19 protein-coding genes and 1 pseudogene are annotated in these 24,473 nt (G+C 50.5%); 12 read left to right on the top strand and 8 right to left on the bottom strand.

All coding sequences use genetic code 11. The annotated features are described in order from the left end of the window. Window positions 1-34 precede the first annotated feature (34 nt). The gene (locus tag BZG77_RS06045; RefSeq protein WP_077646577.1) at window positions 35-1,639 is read right to left on the bottom strand and encodes an ABC-F family ATPase; all 1,605 of its coding nucleotides are present in this window, start codon (window positions 1,637-1,639) and stop codon (window positions 35-37) included. Window positions 1,640-1,823: 184 nt separating this feature from the next. Beyond that, window positions 1,824-3,311 carry a carboxypeptidase M32 gene (locus BZG77_RS06040; protein WP_077646576.1) on the bottom strand — a complete coding sequence of 496 codons (1,488 nt, stop codon included), beginning with the start codon at window positions 3,309-3,311 and terminating at the stop codon, window positions 1,824-1,826. 110 nt (window positions 3,312-3,421) lie between these two features. On the opposite strand from BZG77_RS06040, the gene BZG77_RS06035 reads away from it, so the two are divergent. Continuing rightward, complete coding sequence (locus BZG77_RS06035) at window positions 3,422-3,991, top strand: gamma-glutamylcyclotransferase family protein (RefSeq protein WP_077646575.1); 570 nt, start codon at window positions 3,422-3,424, stop codon at window positions 3,989-3,991. A 93-nt stretch (window positions 3,992-4,084) separates the two neighbouring features. Here BZG77_RS06035 and BZG77_RS06030 read toward each other — a convergent pair whose 3' ends face one another. Next, on the bottom strand, window positions 4,085-5,080 hold the full coding sequence (locus BZG77_RS06030; protein ID WP_077646574.1) for an outer membrane beta-barrel protein: 996 nt from the start codon (window positions 5,078-5,080) through the stop codon (window positions 4,085-4,087). Between the two features lie 314 nt (window positions 5,081-5,394). After that, entirely contained in the window at window positions 5,395-6,096 is a 702-nt protein-coding gene (locus BZG77_RS06025; protein WP_077646573.1) for a DUF2786 domain-containing protein, read from the bottom strand. 229 nt (window positions 6,097-6,325) lie between these two features. Here BZG77_RS06025 and BZG77_RS06020 point away from each other — a divergent pair, with 229 nt between their 5' ends. Both BZG77_RS06020 and BZG77_RS06015 read left to right on the top strand, forming a co-directional pair. Continuing rightward, entirely contained in the window at window positions 6,326-8,692 is a 2,367-nt protein-coding gene (locus BZG77_RS06020) for a DNA polymerase II (protein WP_077646572.1), read from the top strand. A 99-nt stretch (window positions 8,693-8,791) separates the two neighbouring features. After that, complete coding sequence (locus BZG77_RS06015; RefSeq protein ID WP_021023263.1) at window positions 8,792-9,058, top strand: DUF1289 domain-containing protein; 267 nt, start codon at window positions 8,792-8,794, stop codon at window positions 9,056-9,058. A 131-nt stretch (window positions 9,059-9,189) separates the two neighbouring features. Here the strand turns inward: BZG77_RS06015 and BZG77_RS06010 are convergent. From BZG77_RS06010 to BZG77_RS06000, 3 genes and pseudogenes are all read right to left on the bottom strand, one after another. Beyond that, a pseudogene (locus tag BZG77_RS06010) lies at window positions 9,190-9,333 on the bottom strand (50S ribosomal protein L25); the annotation flags it as partial. A gap of 141 nt (window positions 9,334-9,474) precedes the next feature. Then, on the bottom strand, window positions 9,475-11,274 hold the full coding sequence (locus tag BZG77_RS06005) for a DEAD/DEAH box helicase (protein ID WP_077646570.1): 1,800 nt from the start codon (window positions 11,272-11,274) through the stop codon (window positions 9,475-9,477). Window positions 11,275-11,385: 111 nt separating this feature from the next. After that, entirely contained in the window at window positions 11,386-11,847 is a 462-nt protein-coding gene (locus BZG77_RS06000; RefSeq protein WP_077575970.1) for a GNAT family N-acetyltransferase, read from the bottom strand. A gap of 286 nt (window positions 11,848-12,133) precedes the next feature. On the opposite strand from BZG77_RS06000, the gene rsuA reads away from it, so the two are divergent. The 7 genes from rsuA (at window position 12,134) to BZG77_RS05965 (ending at window position 20,825) form a co-directional block, all read left to right on the top strand. Further along, entirely contained in the window at window positions 12,134-12,826 is a 693-nt protein-coding gene (gene rsuA / locus BZG77_RS05995) for a 16S rRNA pseudouridine(516) synthase RsuA (protein WP_077646569.1), read from the top strand. Between the two features lie 260 nt (window positions 12,827-13,086). Continuing rightward, the gene (locus BZG77_RS05990; RefSeq protein WP_077646568.1) at window positions 13,087-14,295 is read left to right on the top strand and encodes a Bcr/CflA family multidrug efflux MFS transporter; all 1,209 of its coding nucleotides are present in this window, start codon (window positions 13,087-13,089) and stop codon (window positions 14,293-14,295) included. After that, on the top strand, window positions 14,292-14,951 hold the full coding sequence (locus tag BZG77_RS05985) for a DUF2913 family protein (RefSeq protein WP_077646567.1): 660 nt from the start codon (window positions 14,292-14,294) through the stop codon (window positions 14,949-14,951). The genes BZG77_RS05990 and BZG77_RS05985 overlap by 4 nt, the downstream gene beginning before the upstream one ends. A gap of 94 nt (window positions 14,952-15,045) precedes the next feature. Continuing rightward, the gene (locus tag BZG77_RS05980) at window positions 15,046-16,422 is read left to right on the top strand and encodes an MATE family efflux transporter (RefSeq protein ID WP_274532598.1); all 1,377 of its coding nucleotides are present in this window, start codon (window positions 15,046-15,048) and stop codon (window positions 16,420-16,422) included. Window positions 16,423-16,569: 147 nt separating this feature from the next. After that, window positions 16,570-17,241 (top strand): ABC transporter ATP-binding protein, encoded by a 672-nt coding sequence (locus BZG77_RS05975; protein WP_077646565.1) that lies wholly within the window; start codon window positions 16,570-16,572, stop codon window positions 17,239-17,241. Then, window positions 17,222-19,696, top strand: coding sequence for an FtsX-like permease family protein (locus BZG77_RS05970; RefSeq protein ID WP_077646564.1), 2,475 nt, complete (start codon window positions 17,222-17,224; stop codon window positions 19,694-19,696). Before BZG77_RS05975 ends, BZG77_RS05970 begins: the two co-directional genes overlap by 20 nt. Window positions 19,697-19,706: 10 nt before the next feature. After that, window positions 19,707-20,825, top strand: coding sequence for a lipocalin-like domain-containing protein (locus tag BZG77_RS05965; RefSeq protein ID WP_198532391.1), 1,119 nt, complete (start codon window positions 19,707-19,709; stop codon window positions 20,823-20,825). On the opposite strand, the gene cra is transcribed toward BZG77_RS05965, so the two are convergent. Then, complete coding sequence (gene cra, locus BZG77_RS05960; protein ID WP_077646562.1) at window positions 20,822-21,835, bottom strand: catabolite repressor/activator; 1,014 nt, start codon at window positions 21,833-21,835, stop codon at window positions 20,822-20,824. The two genes, BZG77_RS05965 and cra, sit on opposite strands and share 4 nt — an antisense overlap. 483 nt (window positions 21,836-22,318) lie before the next feature. On the opposite strand from cra, the gene fruB reads away from it, so the two are divergent. Further along, a complete protein-coding gene (gene fruB / locus BZG77_RS05955) occupies window positions 22,319-23,509 on the top strand; it encodes a fused PTS fructose transporter subunit IIA/HPr protein (RefSeq protein WP_077646561.1) in 1,191 nt (396 codons plus the stop codon). Further along, window positions 23,506-24,462, top strand: a complete 957-nt coding sequence (pfkB, locus tag BZG77_RS05950) for a 1-phosphofructokinase (RefSeq protein ID WP_077646560.1) — start codon at window positions 23,506-23,508, stop codon at window positions 24,460-24,462. Before fruB ends, pfkB begins: the two co-directional genes overlap by 4 nt. Window positions 24,463-24,473: the final 11 nt, after the last annotated feature.

The following is a 24,473-nucleotide window of genomic DNA, read 5'->3' as shown; positions in this document are numbered from 1 at the left end:
CCAATCAGCGGCAAATTCAGGCTCAGTCTTATGATCAAGCCACCGCACGTACTTTTTCTAAGTGGGCGAGGTACTCATCGTAACTGCCGTTAAAGTGGATCAATTGCTGGTCTTTGATCTCAATGATATCGGTCGCCAATGAGGAAACAAATTCACGGTCGTGGCTGACAAAAATCAAGGTGCCTGGGAATTGCTCTAGGCCTTTATTGAGTGATTCGATGGCTTCCATATCCATGTGGTTGGTCGGCTCGTCCATCACAATCACATTGATATCTTGCATCATCAGCTTGCCGAACATCAGGCGGTTTTTCTCGCCCCCTGAGCAGCTTTTCGCTTTTTTGTTCACATCATCTGCTGAGAACAACAAGCGACCCAAAATGCCACGAACAATCAAATCATCATGCTTGGCCGTACGCCATTGCGACATCCACTCAAACACGGTGAGATCGTTATCAAACTCGGCACTGTTATCTTGTGCACAGTAACCAATTGCGGCGTTTTCTGACCATTTAATTGTGCCTTCGCTTTGCGCAAGCTCGCCCACTAAACAACGCAACAGGGTGGTTTTACCCACACCATTTTCGCCAATGATCGCCAAGCGCGATCCGGCTTCAAGTAAAAAGTGACCGTTTTTAAATAAAGGTGTCTCGTCAAAGGTATGGCCAACCTCGCGTAATTCGACCGCTTGACGGTGGAGTTTTTTGCTTTCGGTAAATTGAATGTAAGGGTGCACGCGACTGGATGCTTTGACTTCATCAAGCTGGATCTTTTYCATGCGTTTGGCGCGTGAACTGGCTTGCTTAGCTTTAGAGGCATTGGCACCAAAGCGATTTACGAAGTCTTGCAGTTCACTGAGCTCGGCTTCTTTCTTGGCGTTACTCGACAGCAATTGCTCGCGAGCCAAGCTAGAKGCGGCGACAAAGTCATCGTAGTTGCCTGGGTAGACACGCAGCTCGCCAAAGTCGATATCGGCCATGTGGGTGCACGTGGCGTTCAAGAAGTGACGATCGTGAGAAATGATAATCATGGTGCACTGGCGCTGTTGCAGCTCACCGGCCAACCAGTTGATGGTATGAATATCCAAGTTGTTGGTCGGTTCATCCAACAGCAAAATATCAGGATTCGCAAACAAAGCCTGGGCAAGCAGCACCCGTAATTTCCAACCCGGTGCCACTTGCGACATCAGGCCAAAGTGCAGCTCTTCTTCAATCCCCGCTTGCAGCAGAATATCGCCAGCACGGCTCTCGGCGGTATAACCGTCCATTTCCGCGAACTGGCTTTCTAGCTCTGCGACGGCCATGCCATCTTCTTCGCTCATTTCCGGCAAAGAATAAATGCGCTCACGCTCTTGTTTGATTTCCCACAGCTTGCGATCGCCCATCATCACCGCATCAATCACTGAGTATTGCTCATAGGCAAATTGATCTTGGCTAAGCTCGCCCAAGGTTTGTCCTGGCGTGATGGACACATTGCCTGCGGTAGGCGTGAGCGCGCCACTCATGATTTTCATCAAGGTGGATTTGCCACAGCCGTTGGCTCCGATCAATCCGTAGCGGTTACCGTTACCAAATTTGGCAGAGATGTTTTCGAATAGCGGCTCGGCACCAAACTGCATGGTGATATTGGCGATTGAAATCAAAAGACGTTCCTAGCGAATGTGCTCAACCAGGGCGTGTRGTCATGCCAACAAAGCATCTGACTCACGGCCAAGCGAGAGGGTGTAAAGATAAATATGACTGAGCGCGCATTGTACAGAAGTGTGATGGAATTAACAGATTAACCTGAAAAACCAAGGCCAATATCGCTGGCCTTGGGGGCACGGATTATAAATACCGCCCTTGAATATACTCGCGGAAGTGGGCGGGGTTGAGGATTTCGCCGGTAGCATCCTTGAGTATGTTGTCGGTTGAGGTGGTGCTGGCGCGTTGCCAGATATGTTGAGACAACCAGTCAAAAATCGGTGAGACATTGCCGCTGGCGATAATGCCATCCACATCCATTTGCTGGCGCATTGCTTGCATCAATTGCGCGGCATACAGAGCACCCAAGGTATAGGTGGGGAAGTAGCCAAAGCTGCCATCGGTCCAGTGAATGTCTTGCATGCAGCCGTTTTTATAGTTGCCGGCGGTGCTGAGGCCAAGGTATTGCTGCATGGCGTTGTCCCAACGCTCAGGAATATGATCAACTTCCATGTTGCCACTGATCAGATCGCGCTCGATGTCATAGCGCAGCATGATGTGTGCCGGATAGGTGACCTCGTCGGCATCGACACGAATATAACCGGGCGCGACTTGAGTTAACACGCGGTGGAAATTCTCGACATGAAAGGCGGGATCGTTTTGGCGGTTAAAGGCAGATTTAGCACGCTGACAAATCAAGGTGGCAAATGCTTCACTGCGGGCCAGCTGCATTTCAAAAAACAGGCTTTGGCTTTCGTGCACGCCCATCGAGCGCGCTTGGCCCACKGGTAAGCCTGCCAGGTCCTTAGGCAACCCTTGTTCATAGCGCGCATGGCCGGTTTCGTGGATCACGCCCATTAATGCCGAGGTAAAATCTTGCTCGTCGTAGCGGGTGGTAATGCGCACATCAGTGGGYACGCCGCCACAAAATGGATGGGTGCTGACATCCAGACGACCCTGTGCAAAGTTAAAGCCCAACTGCTGCATCACCTGCTCACCTAAGGCTTTTTGTTGTGCTTGGGTAAATGGCCCTTTGGGCATAAGGGGTGGCTGTTGCGCTTGCTTGTCGACTACCGCCTGGATGGTCTCCGGTAGCCATGCTTTAAGCGCACCAAATACYTCATCGACACGATCAGCGGTCATTCCTGGCTCGTAGAGRTCGAGCAGGGCATCGTAAGGCGCACAACCTTTTTGGTCCGCACGAATATGGGCTTCTTCGCGCGCCAAGGCCACCACTTCTTTTAAATTTTTGGCAAAGCCTGCCCAATCGTTRTCTTGACGTTGTTGGCGCCAAGCATGCTCGCATTTGGCACCCGCTAAAGATTTGGCTTTGACCAGGGTGTCAGGCAATACGCTGGCCTGCTGCCACTCGCGMTTCATCTCTGCCACGCTCGCTTTTTGCGTCGGTGTCAGTTGCTCCAATTTATCGTCCAGCTCTGCGAACCAGTCACTAAGCTCAGGTTGGGTGCTTTGTTGATGGCAATAAAGCGCGAGCTCTGCCATCGCGTCGGCACGGGCTTGATTCCCTCCATCTGGCATCATGGTGGCTTGATCCCAACCGCAGATTGCGGCAAGGTGCTGAAAATGTGACAGCCGTTTGAAGTGGGCTTCGAGCTTATTGAGTGGTTCCATGATGACTTCCTTGTTAACAACATTGCCGGATATTCTGGCAATTTGTATGAAAAAAGCAAGGCAGCCACTACCGTTCTGTCAGGTTATGCAATAAAGGAGTTTGCAACGTCATGTATCTATTTGGGTACGGGAGTTTAATGAATCCGGCGTCACGGGCGCTGACCGGTGAATCTGGATGGACGTGCCCGGTTACCGTGACCGGGCTAAGTCGTCATTGGAGCAATGTCAGTGAGGCGTTTATTTCGCCTTTGGTGGTGTTACAAGGTGAAGGTCAATGTAATGGGGTGCTGGTCAGCATCGATCCACAGTCATTGCCCGACTTTGATCGCCGAGAGGCAGGCTATCAGCGGTTACAGTTAGCTGAATCAAACATCACTCTGCCCGAAGACGTGACGCTTGATGGCCCCGTGTACGTGTATGTTGCCGATACGCAGCGTCCCCCAGACGTAGACAAGCCGATTGCCCAATCCTATGTCGATACGGTCATGGCAGGCTGTTTACGCTACTCAGCGGATTTTGCCCGCGCGTTTTTAACCACCACTCAGGGATGGGAAGGCGCTTATCATAACGATCGCGCTGAGCCCAGATACCCACGGGTCGCCGGAGTCAGCGATCAAGATAGAATCGACATTGATCGGTTGATGCAGACGCACTTGACAGGTTTTGCCGCGCGCAGCTAATCAGTCATTGATTGTTCATGACAAGAAAAGGCCACCGACAATGCGGTGGCCTTTGCGTATTTATATATCTATATGATGCGATCGTTGATGTGATTAATTCACTTCCACATAAACGAACTCTGGCGAAGTGACTTCCACGCGGCGGTTTTTCGCACGACCGTCGGCAGTCTCGTTACTGGCGGTTGGCGCGGACTCGCCTTTGCCCATCACAGTTAAGCGCTCAGCCGCAATGCCCGCATCTAAGAAGACTTCCGCAACGGCTTGTGCACGCACTTCAGAGAATGTTTGGTTATAAGCGGCAGGCCCTTGGCTGTCAGTATGACCCACAATCGTCGCTGTGGCTTCTTCATGCTTAAGCAACCGGTCAACTAATGGCTGCAAGGAGGCGACTGCTTGCTCAGATAACGTTGCTTTATCAAAGCCGAACATTTCGGTTTGGCCGGCCTCTGAGATCACAATTGATTGCGGCTCGGCAATCGGCTCTGGCTCTGCCATAACTGGCTCTTCAACCATTGCTTCAGTCATTGGCTCACTGGCGGTACGGCCAAAGTGATAGGTCATCCCGACGGTAACAAAGTTATTATCAACGCTTGAGAAATAGCCATCATCCATATCATTGATGTGTTGATATTCTAGGCGAAGGTTGAGTTTATCGGTGGCTTGGTGATCAACACCGATCGCGCCCATCAACGACACATCGTCGCGATCACCGGCATTGCTGTTAAAGTTCCATATCGCGCCGCCCACTTTCCCGTACAGTGCGGTATCGGGCTTAACGTGATACGACAATTTGGGGGCAAGTGTTAGCGCGGTGAGATCGCCCGATACTTTACCAGAGGTATCGAATTCAGTGTCAAAGCGACCTAAATAATCATAGGTGCCTTCAAGCGCAAACCAGTCATTGAAATCATAACCAGTAATAATACCTGCCCCGAGCTCTTGATCACCACAGTCGGTGTCAGACACACAGCTATCTTCTAAAAAAGACGGCCCAATACGACCCCCCATGTAAAGACCACTGTCTTGCTGTGCATAAGCTGCGGGTGCGACGGCCAATAAGAGGCCGAGACCTGTCACGACTTTTTTCATGCCACTCTCCTAATTAAGGATATGAAGTATCTTACTTTACGCATTGTGAATGCTTGTTATTAAGTCACTTTAGACCATACGATCGCAACTGCCAGCGAGTCGGGCAGACGGAACATAGATAATGTGACATGGATCCTAGGCTAGACCTGAGAGACGTGTAACACAATAGGCGACAAGCGATTTGACCATGATTTGACGTGTTTAACACAAGTGTCTTATTGGTGAGAAAATACTGAAAGAGGCCGGACAAATCGCCGGCCGTTTTCACGTGATGAGAGAGTATTAAAGGGGCGTTGGTTATTACAGGGTTGTGGTTATGATTTTGTGTTACCTGTTAGGCGCTTTTGTGGGCCTTGACCGCTCACAGGGCGACTAACTGAAATTTCGCGACCCTTTTTCATGCCACGTTCGTAGTCATCGGTCATTGCCGCCATGGCGTCTTTGAGTTGCTGCTTAAATGTCTCTCGGTCAATGTTGGCGAACTCTTTATCAATATAGCTTTTGATCTTATCGTCGCTGTCTCGGGCATCAAGCTGTGGCAATTTGTCGAGTGCCCCCTCAAGCCAGCCCGTCGTGAAGGACTGAACACGGCGGGTGACTTGTTGGGTGCTGGTGCCTGAGCCTGCGAAGCTGTTACGGAACTGGCCAATATGTTCATTCATATCGCGATACACCACATCAAATGCAAACGCCGCGAAAATAGCCCGGTCGGCATCACCGATAAATTCAGCTTGCTTGAGCCCTTTGTGGTTGACCAATACGCACTCGACACCAAAGCGATTATTGATGCCGCGGATAATTTTTAAGATCGATTGGTTAATAGACGCTGGCAACAGCTTCTCAGAGCGCGTTTTACCCATACTGATGAAGTCAATGTCGTCCTGATCGAGACCATGCTTCCGCATCAGCCGCTCGGCCATTTTAATCGCTTGCGCCGCCTCGTTGACATTGGCGGAATTGCTGAGCTCTAGACATTTAGCAATTTTTTTGAGCGCTTTGCTTTTCGGATCTGACATTCATACTTCCCGATAACGAACAAACGCGCATTGTATCGCGTCCGCAAGCGACAACAAAGGCGAGATTATAATGGGCGTCTCGGCGGAGCACGTTGTTTGGCTGTCACATGTGTAAAAAGAGGGCCGAAACTGTTTATCTATACAGTGATTAGCCACGTTTGTTACACTGTCCATATCATTCATACGATCCATATCGATAACGCCTGTGACTTCATCGACTGCGCCCTATATGCAGCAAGGGTTTGTTATCACGCGCCAGCAGCGTGATTGGGGCCATACCTCAACTATTGTTTTATGGCTTTCCACGCCAGAAGGCCCGATCAAACTTTGTATTGACGATCAGCACAGTGTGTTTTTTGTGCCGTTGGAAGAAAAAGCGCGGGTGGAGGCGTTATTACCTGCTATCGATCCCAATGCCTATTGCAAACCGGTACCGCTAACAACCTTCCAACATACGCCTGTTGCAGCCTGTTATTTCACCAGTGTTAAACGTGCCCGAGAAGGCCAGAAGGTGATAACGGGGGCCGCTATTGCGCTTTATGAAGGGGATTTACGCTTGGCCGATCGTTATCTGATGGAGCGCTATATTTGTGGCAGCTTGTTGTTCACCGGTCAGGTCCGTCAACGTCAGGGCTACCTAGAAGTGACGCAAGGCAAAGCGAAGCAAGCGGACTATACGCCCACGCTTCATCATGTCTCGCTGGATATCGAGTGTTCACAAAAAGGTCAGCTTTATTCGGTGGGGTTAGACAGTGAAAAAGACAGTCGTGTGATCATGGTCGGTGCGCCTCAGAACGATGCCCCGGCGTGGATAGAGTGGGTGGATAACGAAGAGGCTTTATTGGTCGCCCTGGAGCGTTGGTTCGCACAATACGATCCCGACGTAGTGGTGGGCTGGAATGTGATTGATTTTGACTTTCGCCTATTGGTTAAACGCGCGCAACGCTACCAGCGTGATTTACGCCTTGGTCGCGGCGGGGAACGCGCTTTTTGGCGTGATGGTGGTAGCAATAAGCCGGGCTTTATCAGTTTAGCCGGGCGGGTGGTGATTGATGGGATTGATGCGCTAAAAACCGCGACGTATGGGTTCCGATCTTGGGCGCTAGAGGCGGTTGCACAAACGTTATTAGGCGAGGGGAAAGCGATTGATGATCAGCATGATCGTATGGCCTCGATTAATCGCATGTTTCATCAGGATAAAATCGCGCTTGCGACTTATAATTTACAAGATTGCCGTTTGGTAAACCGAATCTTTGATCACACTCACTTACTCGACTTTTTAATCGAGCGCTCGCGCTTAACCGGGGTAGAGCTCGATCGCGTGGGCGGCTCGGTAGCGGCATTCACTAACTTGTTTTTACCGCGTTTGCATCGTTCCGGTTATGTCGCGCCTAATCTAGCCAGCGAAGGGTGGATCGCGAGCCCTGGTGGTTATGTGATGGACTCCAAACCCGGCTTATATCACTCAGTGCTGGTGTTGGATTTTAAATCGCTGTATCCCTCGATTATTCGTACCTTTCTTATTGATCCGCTTGGACTTATCGAGGGGTTAAAAGCACAAGAGGCCGGTCAGGAAGCCGACACGGTTCCTGGGTTTCGAGGCGGTGTTTTTCATCGAGAAAAGCACGACTTACCGGCATTGATTGATGAGTTGTGGCAAGCGCGTGATCGGGCGAAAAAAGCCGGTGAAAAAGCGTTTTCGCAGGCAATTAAAATTATCATGAATTCCTTCTATGGCGTGTTGGGCTCATCGGGGTGCCGTTTTTTTGATCATCGCTTGGCATCATCGATTACCATGCGCGGCCATGAGATTATGAAAACCACCCGTGAGTTGATTGAAGCACAAGGCTTTGAGGTGATCTACGGTGACACAGACTCTACCTTTGTGTCATTGGGGGGAGAAAAAGCAAGTGAGGACGCCGATGCCATCGGGCGAAAGCTTGTTAGCCATGTGAATCAGTGGTGGTCTCAGCACTTGCAGGAAACCTATGGTCTCGAATCCTTGCTGGAAATTGAATACGAAACCCATTATCAACGCTTTTTAATGCCCACCATTCGTGGGCAAGAAACCGGGAGTAAAAAGCGTTATGCAGGGCGAATCGTTAATCCTGATACCGGTGAGTCACATTTGGTCTTTAAAGGGTTGGAAACGGTAAGAACGGATTGGACACCATTGGCGCAACAGTTCCAGCAACAGCTTTATCAACGTGTGTTTGATGGTGATGATGTCGATGCTTTTATTCGCGATGTGGTCGCCTGTACGCAACAAGGGGAGCGTGATGCCGAGCTGGTGTATCGTAAACGGTTACGACGCCCGATTGCGGAGTATCAGAAAAATGTGCCACCGCACGTGCGTGCCGCGCGGCTGGCTGACAGTGAAAATCAAAAACGTGGCCGCCCTGAACAGTACCAACGGGGGGGATGGATTGAGTATGTGATCACGGTTAATGGGCCTGAGCCGTGTATGTATCGGCGTAGCCCGATGGATTATCAACATTATATTGATAAACAGCTTAAACCGATTGCTGATGGGATCCTGCCGTTTATTGGTAAAGAGTTCGACACCTTGGCGCTACCGCAATTGGGGTTGTTCTAAGCACGCTTGATCCTTTGTCTTGTTCGGGCAGTTTTTAACGCGCGACTTGCAATTGTGTCTGCCACCCGCTTGAATGAAAGAATCAGCAGGGAGGATGACGTGGAACAGCTCGATTTCTTCGAGGTGCCGAGTCCGTGCAAAGGCATCTGTCAGGTCAATAACAAAGGTTACTGCAAAGGGTGCTTTCGCAGTCGCGATGAGCGCTTTTATTGGTATGACTTTACCAACGAGCAAAAGCGCAATGTGGTTCGCTTATGCCACCAGCGTTATTTGCGCATTATGCGTGCCAAACGCCAACAGACACAGGAAACCGCCTTAGAGCCGGAAACTCTTCCACATCAGCCTTCGCTGTTTGATGACAGCTAACATCCCAGCGAATACTTCGGCCGGAGTGCTTGGTACGCAAAGCGTGCTACTTATAATGTTTAAACACAAAAAAGGCGCCCCTGAGGACGCCTGATCTCATTCCATCTTTATCGACACAGCGATTAGATGCGGATGAAGTCCATGTGGTTCAGTGCGATAGATACAGGCTCTTGGTTGCCACCGTAAACAATCGCAGGGAATTTTTTCTGATGACGTAGGCGGCGGCTCGCACCTTTACCCTTTTCTGTACGTACTTCAGCTTCGAATTTAAACATAATTAATAACTCTCTTTAGAGTGAAAAAAATAGCACTGAGCGTAGCGACCTAACTCAGTACCCAAAAACGAGCGCGGATAGTAGCACTGGTTGTGCGCGAAAACAAGCGTCATCGGTGCGCAGAAGCCCTGCTTGCGCGTGTTAGTCGGCTTCTGCAAAGGCTTGCCCACGACTTTGTGCCAACATCGCCTGCAATCTGTCTTGGCTAATAAAACTATCGACATCAAAGATCTTCTGGCGCAGATGCCAAAAACGGCCTTGTTTGCGTGCAATGACAAAATCAGGCGGACGAAATCGATGTTGTGACGCTGTCACTTTAGTGGGCGCGGTATCGGTGAAGGGACGATGGCGATCGACTAAATGTGGGCGAACAAACCGCGCTAAAAAGTCGTGTTTCTGTTTCTTGGTCGCAAGTGGCCAGACTTCATGTAAATCGTTGCCATCGTTGGTGTGATAGGTCACTTTTAACTGCGGTTTTTGGTAGCGGTTTTTGCCCGCTGTGAGGGTCATATCGGCACACGCCACCACAAGTGCGTCTTTGAGTTTGAGTGCCTCACGCAGTTTTTTATCTGGATCGATTAACGGCGCGTCGCATTGGTGGCAGCAGCGGGCGGCAATATCGTTATCGGTGCCGCATTCATCGCAAAATTTAGCGCGAAACCGATAGCCGCAGATTTCACGCTCCCCGGTCTCGTCTTCAAAATACCCTTGGCATTGGCGACCGTAATGTTCAAGTAAAAAGCCATTGTCATCCAGTTTGCCCCAAAAGCTATTGTTAAACCCGCACGCAGGGCAAGGAATGGTGACTAACTCGCTGTCGCTATCGGGTTTAGGCATACCAATTTCGGGCTGATACAGGTCGTAAACATTGCCGGCATAATCAAGGATAAGACAGTCTTTTTTTCCAGGCGCTAATCGCAATCCACGACCGGCTATTTGCTGATAAAGGCTCACTGATTCCGTAGGGCGTAATATTGCAATTAAGTCCACATGAGGGGCATCAAAGCCGGTGGTTAACACCGATACGTTCACTAAGTACTTCAGTGCTTTTTGTTTAAACGCCTCTATAAGACGATCTCGTTCAAGGCCAGGGGTGTCGCCGATGATCAGCGCGGCGCTGTCTTTAGGAAGATAAGTGATGATTTCTTTGGCATGGTTGACGGTCGCAGCGAAAATCATCACCCCTTGGCGCGGGTGCGCATACTCAAGGATTTGTTCGACAATTTGCGGGGTGGCACGCGGGGCATTGGCGACGACTTTATCGAGATCCGCTTCACGGTAGTAGCCGCTGGCAGTGCGTGAGACTTGTGAAAAATCATAGCTAAGAAGCGGTGCATCCAGAACATGGGCCGGGGTTAAAAACCCTTCATCCAAAAGATGGCTTATGGGCAGTTCGAAAACGCAATCGCGAAAAAAACGGGTGTCAGAGGTGCGGACTTTACCACTAGTGTGGTACTGATAAATCCAACCTTGCCCCAACCGATATGGCGTAGCGGTTAACCCGAGTACTTTTAGACCGGGATTGACATGTTGTAGATGCTGAATAACACGACGATAACTGCTGTCTTCGTTGTCAGGAACGCGGTGGCATTCGTCGATCACCAGCAGCGAGAATTGGTCGGCAAAGGCGTCGAGGTTGCGCACGACCGATTGTACCGAGGCGAACACGACCTTTTCATTTGATTCCTTGCGTCCTAAACCAGCGGAGAAAATACCGCCGGTGAGCCCATAGCCTTCATACTTGGCGTGGTTCTGCTCGACAAGCTCTTTAACATGCGCCAAGACCAGAACTCGGCCTTTGGCAATACGCGCTAATTCAGCGATTACCAAACTTTTCCCGGCGCCCGTGGGTAGCACGGCAACGGCAGGCGATGTATGACGGCGAAAATAGTGCAGGACGGCTTTAACAGCGTCAGACTGGTACGGACGTAAGGTATACATAATCAAAAAACGGCCTAAGTGAGGCCGTTTAGTTTACTGACTTGTTCGCTCAGGTACAGACTATTTATACCCAACCGATAAATTTATCCCTAACCGATAAATCACGGTCCATTATAGCCGTTTCGTGAAAATACAATGCTGACGGCGTGGTTGGTAATCAAACTGCTCGTAAAACAGGCGAGCGCCTTTGTTACCAATGTTCATTTCTAAAATCACGGCCACACACTGCCTTGTTTTGGCTTGCTTTTCTACCTCAGGGATCACTTGCGAACCCACGCCTTGACGGCGCCAGGTTTGTTGAATGAAAAACTGATCGATCACACCGACGCTGCCGCCATTTTCGACACTAAAACTATAGGCTAAGACGATAAACCCGATCGTATCCGTTCTTCCTTCGTGCTCAACATCAATCAGAAATACATCGCCACGCTCGGGTTGTGACAATAGTGTGTTAAAGGTAGAAACCACCGGCTCGCGATCAAACGGCAAGGCCTCATGCTCATGTTGTTCGCGCGAGAGTGTGAGTAAGGTTTCCAGGGTATCGACGTCAGGGCGGCGAAGAGAGACAATCATGGTGTTTCCTTTTTATCACTGATTGGTCAAGACGCCCGTATCATACTCGCCAAGCCGGTAGGCTCAATCTCGGTGCGTTTTTCGATTAGCACGATGTGACAGACTCGGCGTCTCAACAAAAAGCGTTTGGTAATGCTTGCATTATGACTAACGTATGTCATCGACAATGGGAGTGAGTGTATCTTATTGCTTTCAGTTTTGCCGCCAAATCTAGCGAAACTTGATCTGTGTCTTCGTGGCGATGTGACGTATAATCGCCGCAAACATAGGTGTAATGAATGGTAATATGCGGATAGATAAATTTTTATGTGAAACCCTAGGGGTAACACGAAAGCAAGCTGGCCGAGTGCTGAAAAGTGAAAGCGTCACCATCGATGGTGAAATCGTAAAATCTGGCGCCATCAAAGTCGGTAAAACCGCGGATGTGCAATTTGAGGGACGATCGTTAACCTTGTCTGGCCCACGCTACTTTATGATGCATAAACCTGCGGGCGTGGTGTGTTCACACGAAGATGCCTTTAATCCCACGATATTTGTTTTGCTCGATGAAGTGAATGCAGAAAAGCTGCATATAGCGGGTCGCCTGGATGCAGACACAACAGGCCTATTGTTACTGACCGACGACGGCCAATGGTCTCACCGTATCACGTCACCCAAGCATCAGTGTACAAAAACGTACCGGGTGTGGTTAGCCGATCCGATCAGTGCAGATACGGCGAGTCAGTTTGAGCAGGGTGTGATGTTACGCAGTGAGCCGCAAGCGACATTGCCCGCGAAGCTCGAGCAGGTGGGTGAGTATGAAGCCTTATTGACGATTCAAGAGGGTAAATATCATCAAGTGAAACGTATGTTTGCCGCAGTCGGTAACAAAGTAGACGCTTTGCATCGCGAATCTGTGGGGGCGCTTGAACTCGATGACACGCTCGAGCCTGGCGAATATCGCCCTCTCACCGATGAAGAAATTGCCTTGTTGGCATAATCTTGTTGGCATAATTAAGTGTGACACCTTAGATCCCACCCAGGGCAACGACCGACCCGAAAGCACAGTTCTTGCTGTGCTTTTTCAATGTGAGCGAGGTAATTTTTTAAGCGGGTTTTGAACATTGATTTTAAAGACTGGTGTTAGAGATTCGTGATGAAAAGAAAGACATTCTTTCCCACTACGCAATAATAAATTGTTACACTTTGAACAAGCTCACGTTATTTCCCTTTTTCCTGTCTTTTACGTTAAGGAGTGTTATGTCGCAATCATCGGCTGTTACGTCGTCCCCAGCGCAGTTAAGTTGGCTGTTAATCCTGGTGCTTGGGGCCATTGCTGCATTGACCCCATTGGCGATCGATATGTATTTGCCCGCTATGCCGGCCATTGCCGCGGATTTAAACGCGCCCAATAGCGCGGTAAAGTCGACGCTGGTGGCCTATACCGCTGGCTTTGCGATTGGACAGCTTTTCCACGGCCCAATTTCGGACAGTTATGGTCGTAAACCTGTGATGCTTGGTGGCGTTGCGCTCTTTTTTATCTGCGCTGTGGTCAGTGCGAAGGCCCAAGATATTGATGTATTAATGATTGCGCGTACCACACAAGGCTTTGCCGGTGCAGCGGCGGCGGTGATCATTCAAGCCTTGGTGCGCGATATGTTCGAGCGCGAAGAGTTTGCGCGTACCATGTCGTTTATTACGTTGGTGATGACGATTGCACCTTTGGCAGCGCCAATGATTGGCGGTTATCTGCTGACTTGGTTTGACTGGCGTGCGATTTTTTGGGTCCTGGCAGGATGGGCCTGCTTTGTGACCTTGTGCATTATTTTTCGGATCCCTGAAACGTTACCGCGAGAAAACCGTCCGCCCATGCGGATTGGTGCCTCGTTGCGTAACTATGCCCGCATGCTAAAAACCCCCTTTGCGGTAGGGATGATCTTTTGTTCTGGGTTCTCGTTTGCTGGGATGTTCTCGTTTTTAACCGCGGGCTCGTTCGTCTATATCGACTACTATGGCGTCAGCGCCCAGATGTTTGGCTATCTTTTTGCGCTTAATATCGTTTGCTTGATTGTGATGACGTTTATCAATGGGCGCTTGGTCCGCAAAATGGGATCACATTGGATGCTGCGGTTCGGGTTGGGTATCCAGCTGGTGGCGGGCATTGCCATTGCTGTTTTTCAATGGTTAGACATGGGGCTTTGGGGCACGGTGATCCCGGTGATGACGTATGTCGGTGTGATTTCAACCATCGGCAGTAATAGCATGGCGTGCTTGCTGGCGTGCTATCCACAAATGGCAGGTACTGCATCATCACTGGCGGGTACCATGCGTTTTGGTATTGGATCCCTAGTCGGTGCAGGCGTTGCCGTGGTCTCTGATGGAACACCTTGGGGGATGATTGGCGCCATCGCGATTTGTGCGATACTCTCTGCCGTTTTCTACTGGACGCTAGCACGTAAAGAATCATGAGTTATGTCATCACCATCCAAACCGTTATGGCTGCGGCCTTCGATGAGTTAGCTGCCGCCATCGATGCTAAAAAAGTGGCTGATGCGCCAGCTGCTCGCGAGGTGTTTTTAGGCCGTTGGGTGGCGCAAGCGGTTAAGAAACAGCGTTTTCACCACAGCGTAAAAGCGGATTTGCAACGTTGGACGCAGCGTGCCCGTAGTGCCGGCACTCAAGCCGGATTAGAAGCCGAATTTCGACACATTCAGCAACTCTATACGCACTGGTTTCCGTTCGATGAGCCGGCAAGCCCGGTCCAGCACGCCCAATTACAACAGATGATTGATAGTGCCCGCGAGGCGGGTTGGATGCTGCACACCCAGACGCCGATTGATCGAAAGATTAAGATTGTCTCTGAAGGACAGCATTCACTGGTGGTATGTCCTGAGGCAACTCAGGCGGCATTCAATGCAGAAGGGCACTTAGCTCACCCTCTTAGCATTTATGTGCGTGGACCAGAAATTGATGTAATGAATTGGGCGCATCAAGCCAAACTGGCACCCACGAAAGTCACGGCCTATAAGTCGATCGTTAAATATCATGCTGAATATCGACTTTGGCCCGACAATCATGCGGATTGCTTAATGGTGATGTCGCGGCAATCTATGGTGAAAGAATAACGCTGATGAGCATTGAGAAACCGTCTGAGGGCGGTTTTTTCTTGTTTGAAAGCCACGTAAACTAGGCGCGTTGCCTTGTCGGTTGGAGTCTGTTGTGAGCGCTGTTTCTCGTCCTTTTTTTGATGTGGTGTTTTTAAAACGCTTACTGTTAATTGCCATTCCCATTGCCCTCCAAACCATGATGTTTTCCAGCCGCAGTTTGGTCGACATCCTGATGGTCGGTCAGTTAAGTGAGGCTGATGTCGCTGCGATTGGGATTGCAGGGAAAGCAATGTTTGTTTCCACCCTGTTAATTTTTGGGGCGATGACCGGTGGCTCTATGTTGGTCGCGCAATACTGGGGCGCGGGCGACAGGCAAGGGTTTCGAGAAAAAATTGCGCTGACCGTGACCCTAACTAATGCCACTGCGGCGTTAAGTGCCTTTGTTTTTTGGGTCTATGCGGACGTCATTATTGGCTTTGCCAGTGATAACCCAACGGTGATTGCCTTGGGGCAAGACTACTTGCAGATCGCGGGGTTATCGCTGTTTTGCTTGGCCAGTGTGTCAGGGCTGGCGGCGGGGCTGCGTGCCATGCATAAACCGGGGATTAGCACGTTTTTTAGTGGCGTGGGGATCAGTGTGAATATCCTACTCAACTGGGTGTTTATCTTTGGTCACTTCGGCGCGCCAGAGCTGGGCTCAAAAGGGGCCGCAGTGGCAACGGTGCTTAGCGGTATTGTGGAAGTTGTCGCCTTGTATACCTATTTGTACCGTCGCCAACACCTTGTTGCCTTTTCCCTTGCTGAATGGCGCTCATCGCTCTCATTGGTGGCGGTAAAACGCTTTTTGGCGCTTTCTTTGCCGACTGCGTTTAACTTTTTAATGTGGTCGTCCGGCTTGTTCATTTACCACGCCATTATTGGTCATGTGAACGAAGCAGGGCTAGCCGCGATAGCGGTGATCACTCCGGTTGAGTCGTTATCGCTCTCTTTTCTGATTGGCACAGCCAATGCTGCCGCTGTGTTAGTAGGGAACAACCTGGGTGCTAAACAAACCGATACCGCCTATCATCAAGCATGGCAAGTGGCGGTGTTTAATTTGATTGCAGGCGTCTTTATTGCCGCAGTGATGCTGCTGATTAAACCTTGGGTCTTGGGGTTTTTCCCCGCATTGACTGGTGAAACGGCACAAATTACTGAATATTTCTATTGGGCAATGTGCGCGCTGATTGTGGTTAAAACCATCCCAATGGCAATGATCGTCGGTGTGCTGCGTGCCGGTGGTGATGTGCGCTACTGCCTGGGGCAAGACTTTGTTGCGCAGTGGTTGATCGGTATTCCCGTGGTGCTCGCTGCTGCAGTGGTGTTTGAATGGCCGGTTTATTGGGTCTATGCGTTATTGGCGACAGAAGAAGTCGTCAAATGGGTCGGCTCTGTCATTCGGGTTAAATCGGGCGTATGGCTAAACTATCTTGTCGATGATGCCCGTTGATTGAAAAGAAGACGCAATGGGAAGCTGTCTACCTAGTTTTGCCCTTTTCTCAGCCTCTTAATTGGGGTACATTGCCAAATTAGTCAAACAGTGTGACCTAGTTCTCGTTTATTGCTGTTTTAAAACACTATGAGGGTGTGCATTGGCATGTTAGCAATTAAAGCGCTGTGCAAGGGATATAAGGACGGGGGCGATTTTCATCCTGTGCTTCAAGGCGCGGCGATGTCGCTGTCTTCCACCAGCCAGCTTGCGCTGATGGGAGAGAGTGGCTCAGGCAAGAGTACCTTACTGAACTTAATTGCTGGGTTGGATAAACCCGACAGCGGTGAGATCTGGCTGGATGATACCCCTTTACACGCGTTAACCGAACGAGCGCGTACTCAGTTCCGTCGTCAGAACATTGGTCTTATCTTTCAGCAGTTCAACTTGCTTCCTACGCTATCGATTGCCGACAACATTCGCTTTTGTCGCCAGTTAAAAGGGCTCAAAGACGATGCGAATTTATGGCGGCAGATTGTCTCTCAGCTTGATTTAATGCCGCTATTAAATCGATACCCGGAAGAAGTGTCAGGCGGGCAGCAACAGCGTGCCGCGATCGCCCGTGCGTTATACATGGCCCCCAAATTATTGTTGGCCGACGAACCCACCGGTAGCTTGGACGAGCGCAACGCGGATGCGGTCATGCGTTTGCTAACCACGTTGACACGTCAGCAAGGCTCGAGCCTTTTATTGGTCACACACAGTGATACGGTTGCTAGCTACTTACAGGGCAGCATTGGGCTGCAAGGAGGCGTGCTCAGTGTTCGGGCCCGTCGCTAATGCACTATGGGGGCACTATCGCCGCCATCCTTTTCAGATTTTGCTGGTATGGCTAGGGCTAACCCTTGGGGTCGCTCTGCTTGTTGGCGTGTTATCGATTAACCAACACGCCCAGCAAAGCTATCGGGAAGGTGCCAAGCTGTTTAGTAATCCTTATCCGTTTAGCATTCATCATACCCAGCGGACCCAACGTGTGCCGCAGGCGTTTTATATTGATTTACGCCGGGCAGGCTTAACACAGTGTGTTCCTGTTGATCGCTTGCAAGTCGTGACACCGTCACTTGATGATCTTAATCTTATGGGCGTTGATACCATTGCCATGTTGCCGCTGTTAGCTGAACGTGGCGGTGATAAAGGGCGTGAAAACAAGGGGATATCACCGGTCAATGCAATCACGCCGCCTTATCCGGTTTATGTTGGTGAGGCGATGGCGAGCCATAAAGGCTGGAAAGATGGGCAAATGATTGATCTGCTTGATTATCCAGCTATTGGCCCCTTGCGAGTACTCGACAACGATGCCCTGAGTATGGGGACGTATTTAGTTGCCGATATGGCGTTGCTACGTACCTTGTCCTCACACGCCGGTATCGCTGACATTCTGTGTGGGTTTTTAACGCAAGCGGAGCGCCAGCAGATTCGCAATGTGTTACCACCTGCACTGACATTGACCAAAACACAGGCCACACAGTTAGGGCCGCTCACCCGTGCTTTCCATCTTAATTTGCTTGCCATGGGATTACTGGCTTTTGTGGTGGGCCTGTTTATTTTCTACCAAGCGATTTCGCTTTCAATGACACAACGGCAACCGCTGGTGGGGGCGCTACGCCAACTCGGTGTTGATGGACGTCAACTCTCTGGGGTTATGCTTGCTGAGATTCTCGCATGGGTTGTGCTTGGCGTGATGAGTGGCAATGTGCTGGGCTTGATGCTAGCCAATCAATTACTCCCTGCCGTCGCTACCACCTTGTCTGACTTGTATGGCGCTGATATTGACTTGGTGATGCATTGGCAATGGCAATGGGGATTGGCGAGTCTGTTGCTCGCGATCTTAGGGGCGATGATGGCATCAGCCTGGCCGCTGGTGCGTTTACTTAACACATCGCCGGGGCGTTTATCTCAAAGAATGACACTAATTCGAGGGACACACCAAGAGTATGCGGTGCAAGCGATCATCGCGATACTATTGGGTGTAACAGCTTGGGGCGTGTCTTACTGGGAAAGTAGCCAATGGCAAGGCTTTACGCTGATCGCATTAACCATGTTAAGTGCTGCCCTAGCGTTGCCCTATGCCTGTGGCTGGTTGTTTCATACCTTAGCGCGCGGCTATGCGGGCGCACGTTGGCGTTGGTTCTTTACCGATGCGGCGGCCAGTTTAAGCTACCGAGGTGTCGCCGCGATGGCCTTTATGCTTGCTGTTTCTGCGCATATAGGTATGGAAACCATGGTGGGGAGCTTTCGCACCAGCACCGAAACTTGGCTGCAGCAACGGTTAGCCGCGGATGTGTATGTTCGACCCGGCAATGCTTTGCTACCCAGAATCGAATCCTGGCTTGAGCAACAAGAAGACGTGTCGCAATTTTGGGCCACTTATCGACGTGAGTTGGTCGCGCCCCAAGGACGCCTTGAGGTGTTATCGGTTGGTGATCGAGCGCTAGAAAAGCAATCGTTAGCCGTCAAATCGGCCCAACCCCAATATTGGTCGCAATTACACCAGCAACGAGCGGTACTGTTAAGTGAATCGCTCGCCGCTAAATTTGACGTAAGTGTTGGTGAAATGGTTAATCTGCCCGCACCGATGGGCGAACGCTGGCACGTGGCAGGGATCTATTACGATTACGGTAATCCTTACGGACAGTTGGTGGTTTCAACGCATAGTGAGGCGGGCGAATGGCTAGCACAAGGACGTCCATCGTTGGCGGTGGTACTCGATAAAGAAGCTCCAAGTGATCATTTTGTTGATCAAATGAATACACGGTTTAGCCTGAGCAATGGTCAGGTGCAAAATCAAGCCGACATTATGCGTTATGCCATGCGCATTTTTGATCGAACGTTTACTGTCACCGAAAGCTTGTGTGTGCTGATGTTGTTCGTGGCGATTAGTGGCTTGTTTATCGCAACGTTAGCCACGGAGCTATCGCGGCAACGCCAGTATAGCTTGTTGCGTTATTTGGGCCTATCAGGGCGAGAGCTCATTGCTCTGGGGGGCGGGCAATTGGTGATCCTTGGGTTAGTCAGTGCCCTTATCGCGATCCCGCTTGGCTTGGTGTTGGCGGGCATGTTAATTCATGTTGTTCTCAAAGCGTCCTTTGGTTGGACAATGACTATGAATCTTTTCCCAATGACATATGCAACGACCATTAGCCTTTCAATGCTCGCCTTGATGGTGGCCGGAGCGTGGCCGGTTTACCGTATGCTTAAGCGGACAGCCGCCGCGTCGTTACGTGATGCGCAGTAGGAGAGTCGCCGTGAGATCAAGTCAGCGAAAGTTAAGCCCTATTGGCCGTGTAGTGTTTGGCTTAATCGGAGTGATGGTGTTGGGGGGCTTGATTGGGTTGGGAAAACAGCCTTCATCGTCGACCGACTTAGCGGATGGCTTTGATGTGTTTGGCCAACAAGATGGCTTCGCCGCTGTTACGCCTGATTATACACCTCTTTATCCGCAGGATATGGCCTCTCATCCTGCATTTGCCACGGAATGGTGGTATTTGACAGCCACACTGACGGATAATGCGGGACAAGAATACGGTGTGCAATGGACCCTATTTCGCCGTGCGCTGAGTCCTCGCCACCAAACAGGATGGGCAAATCAGCAGCTTTATATGGCGCATGTTGCTATTACGCGTGCCGATCAACAGTGGGAAGCCGAGCGTTTTGCCCGTGGTGGTATTGGTCAGACTGGCGTGACACTGTCACCATTTCAGGCTTGGCTGGATGATTGGCAATGGCAGGGGGGCGATCAACCTTTACCGGCGCAAGTCCGTGCATCATGGTCCGATAAGGATGCAACATTGGGGTTCGCACTCCAGGTGGCTGACGGTGGCTTGCGCGTGAAACAGGGCGAGCAAGGATACAGTATTCGCCATGCCAATGAGCCGTCAGCGTCTTATTACTTTTCTCTGCCACAATTAACCATTGAAGGTCAGCTTACCATCGACGGTGAGACAATACCCGTTTCGGGAAAAGGGTGGTTCGATAAAGAATGGTCTAGCGGTGCGATGGCATCGGATCAAAGCGGATGGGATTGGTTCGGGCTTAATTTAGACGATGGTCGCGCGTTAATGGTCACCCAAATCCGAGGCAGTCAGCCTTTTATGTTTGGCTCATTAACGTATCCAAATGGGCGCATTGTGGCCTTAGCGCAATCGGATATTCGGATGCTACCTATTAGCCATGCCAAAATGCGCGAGGGGAGCAGTTTGCCGATAGCCTGGCAGATACAAGTACCAGACGAAGGGATTAACATCACTACGCAGCCACTCAATGCGCAAAGTTGGATGGCGCTGAGTGTGCCGTATTGGGAAGGGCCAGTGCGCGTGCAAGGAAGCGCAACAGGCCGCGGGTTTATGGAAGCGACGGGCTATTAATTGAGGCCAACCCAGGCCTGGGTTTGATGTGGGCGCCATATTGGCTGACGCTCGACGGTAATCACGCCAGGCTGGTTATCGCCTTGAGCGGCAGACACCGCAAGGCTTAAGGCAGCATCGCTGATCGCTTCAAATTGCTGCGGCAAAGACTGCACACCAAAAGGCAGAAAGTCTAAGATACGGCTATCACCAAAAGTGGCGAAATACAGGGCTGTGGGAGCGATACCGGTCTGACGAATCGCATCCAGCACACCCTCGCAAAGGGTAAACGATGTCGTTAAAAGCGCATCGGGTAAATCCCCAGCGTCTATCCATTCGGTCATTAATCGCTGTCCTTCTGAACGGCTAAAGGCATTGCCATAGCGTACTTGTCCCTCGACGTGCTGTGCGTGTAATGCCTGAAAAAAACCTTGCTCACGATCTTGAGATATCGCCAGAGCCGGTACTGCACCGATTAACCCAGCTTGATAGACATCGGTTGGGCTGATCAAGCGATCCGTCAGCTGATAAGCCCCTTTCGCATCGTCCGTTAAAACGTTGGCAAATTGTGTGGCATCTAAGCCACGGTCAATCGCGATAATCGGGGTGCCTTGCTGCTGTAGTTTCGGATAAAAGGCATTATCGGCCGGTAAACAAGAGGCCACAATTAAGGCATCAATCTTTCTGGATACTAGCGTCTGTGCAACCGTTTTTTCTCGCTCAGGATCGTCGTCTGATCCCGTAATAATCACCTGATAACCCTGATCATGYGCYTTGCGTTCAAAGAGTTTGGCTAACGTTGCATAGCTGGTATTAGCAAGATCCGGAACCACTAAGCCCAGTGTWTGGGTCGTGCCTGCTCGTAATGCCGTCGCKGCGCGGTTAGGTTGATAATTATGTTGCTCGACCACCGCCATCACGCGTTGACGTGTTTGCTCGCTGATCCGGTAACGGTCGGCTTTACCATTAATCACATAACTGGCTGTTGTGCGTGACACCCCAGCAAGGCGGGCTATTTCATCTAGCTTCATAAACGAATCCTTAGTGCGCCGATCGTTATTGATGGCTTTGTGAATGCGATCAAAGTTTGCACATACCCGATCAATAATAGGCTTGCATTATAAGMTAAAACGATTCAGCCTTAAAGCTGAAAGGTTTCAGCTTTGGATGTAAATCGCGTCACCATCACACGAATGTTATTTATTRCGTCGTGTTTCGATAATCGTGGCTAGAATGAATCGACAGTAACGATGAGATTCATTTCATCGATAACGCGGGTAATTGCCGCCAAAAGCTGAAACGATTCAGCYAAATGGTATAGCGAAAGACTGTACACAAAAAAACATTATCAGGGTCTGACGTAACGTGAATGAAGACCAATCCCTGATCCCGATATACYGTCATGACWGCGTGGTCTGGCGTGACAAAAACGATTAACCCGTGCAYTTGGCACTGACCCTTTGCACTTGGCATTGACCCTTTGCACTTGGCATTRAAATAAGAGGAAAGCCCTCATGCTGGCACTTAACGCACAAGATATTCATATGCAGCAACATGCTGCCTCCAAGCAAGACGCGATTAAAGCCATTGCCGGTTTGCTGACGCAAAAAGGACTGGTAGAGGCCGGCTATCAAGACGGCATGTTAGCGCGAGARGCACAAACCAGTACCTAYTTGGGCAGTGGGATTGCCATTCCACACGGCACAACCGATACCCGTGATCAGGTTAAACAAACGGGRGTGCAGGTWTTTCATTTCCCTGATGGTGTGGATTGGGGAGACGGAAATCTTGCTTATGTGGCCATTGGTATTGCCGCTAAGTCTGATGAGCACCTTAGTATTCTACGCCAGTTAACCCGTGTGCTATCTCAAGAGGGCGTTGMGGAAGCATTGCAAAAGGTTGAGCGTGCTGAAGAGGTCGTTGCGATCCTCAATGGTGAAACAACCGGCGCACAAAGCCTAACCTTTAAACCAGAGATGATACTGAGCGGCTTTCCAGCTTCAGACATGACTACCCTCCAAGCGGTGGGAGCCGGCCTGCTCAAAAACCATCATTGTATCAATCACGAGGGCGTGAGCCAGTTAGTGGCAGGCAATCCTATTCATYTGGGTCAAGGGCATTGGCTGCTTGGGGTTAATCAAGGCGTTGAACAAACAGGCGTATCCGTTGTGATGCCAGCAACRTCATTGACGCATCACGCGCAGTCTGTCAATGCACTTTGGTGCATAKCAGCGAATAATGCGGCCCATCTTCCTGTCTTGAAAACCTTAACGCAGTGGAAAGCCGACGCTCAATTGGCGACCTGTATTGACCTCTCGCCACAGGCGCTGGTTAACGCATGCATTCCCCAGACGTCAACAGGGGCATCGCCAGCGGCGGCGTCGACCGATGAACGTCAAAAAGCGACCGATAAAGCGATTCAAGAAGGTGAAAACGGTACGTTTACCATCACCAATACGCATGGTTTGCATGCACGTCCAGGGGCAATGTTGGTCAACACCGCGAAAAAATTTGATGCGGATATTCAAGTTGCCAATGCGTCGACYCAATCAGACTCGGTCAATGCGAAGAGCTTGATGAAAGTGATTGCCTTAGGGGTAAAACATGGTCATCAGTTGCACTTTACCGCGCAAGGTTCGGATGCAGCGCAGGCGATTTCTGCACTCGGGAATGCCATTAAAGACGGATTAGGAGAACACGCATGAGTGCCATCTTAACCGTCACCTTTAATCCAGCTCTTGACATGACAGGAAGTGTCGGGGCATTGCAACCGGGTGATGTCAACTTGGTGCAAAACTACACCCTGCATCCTGCAGGAAAAGGCGTCAATGTTGCACGTGTGTTAAGCGATTTAGGGGCCACTGTGTCGGTCTCTGGCTTTCTCGGTGCAGACAATCAAGACCCATTTTCCCAGCTTTTTGCTGAACACGGCGTTGCCGATCACTTTTTGCGCGTGCCAGGGGTAAGCCGTACCAATGTCAAGCTGGTAGAAAATACAGGCCGGGTAACGGATTTAAATTTTCCCGGCATGGCGGTAGACCCGATCCATATTGATGCGTTGACCGAGACCTTGCTCGCACTGGCAGCAAGCCATGAATGGATCATATTGGCGGGCAGTTTACCGCCAGGTGTCACCACTGAACAGCTGGTGATGTGGATTAGCACCTTGCGAGAAGCGGGCAAAAAAGTGGTCGTCGACACCAGTCAACACGCGCTTCGTGCTGCCATTGATGCAACGCCTTGGTTGGTTAAGCCCAATGAAGCGGAGTTAGCACAGTGTCTTAATGAATCTATCAGTAATGAGCAATCTGTTTTATTAGCGCGTGGTGAACAGCTCTTTAACCAAGGGATCGCTAACGTGGTCATTTCGCGTGGGGTCGATGGGGTATTGTGGCGCGATCATCAAGGCTGGTTAAAAGCCGTAGCGCCGGCCCAGCAGGTGGTGAGTACCGTTGGTGCGGGGGACTCCTTGGTCGCGGGTCTGGTCTCTGGCTGTCAAGCTGGGCTGAGTAAAGAAACGGCACTTCGCCAAGCCGTTGCCATATCGGCGCTTGCCGTCACTCAAGTGGGAGTGGGTGTGAGCAATCATGAAAACGTGAATCAATTATCCGAACAAATCAGCGTGTCGCCTGTTGAGTTGTCAGTGCATGCGCAATAAAAACCAATCCA

This window comes from Salinivibrio sp. IB643 (genome assembly GCF_001996105.1).
GTDB lineage: Bacteria > Pseudomonadota > Gammaproteobacteria > Enterobacterales > Vibrionaceae > Salinivibrio > Salinivibrio costicola.
The sequence above is the reverse complement of the archived record's forward strand: the minus strand, read 5'-3'. Positions and strand labels throughout refer to the sequence as shown.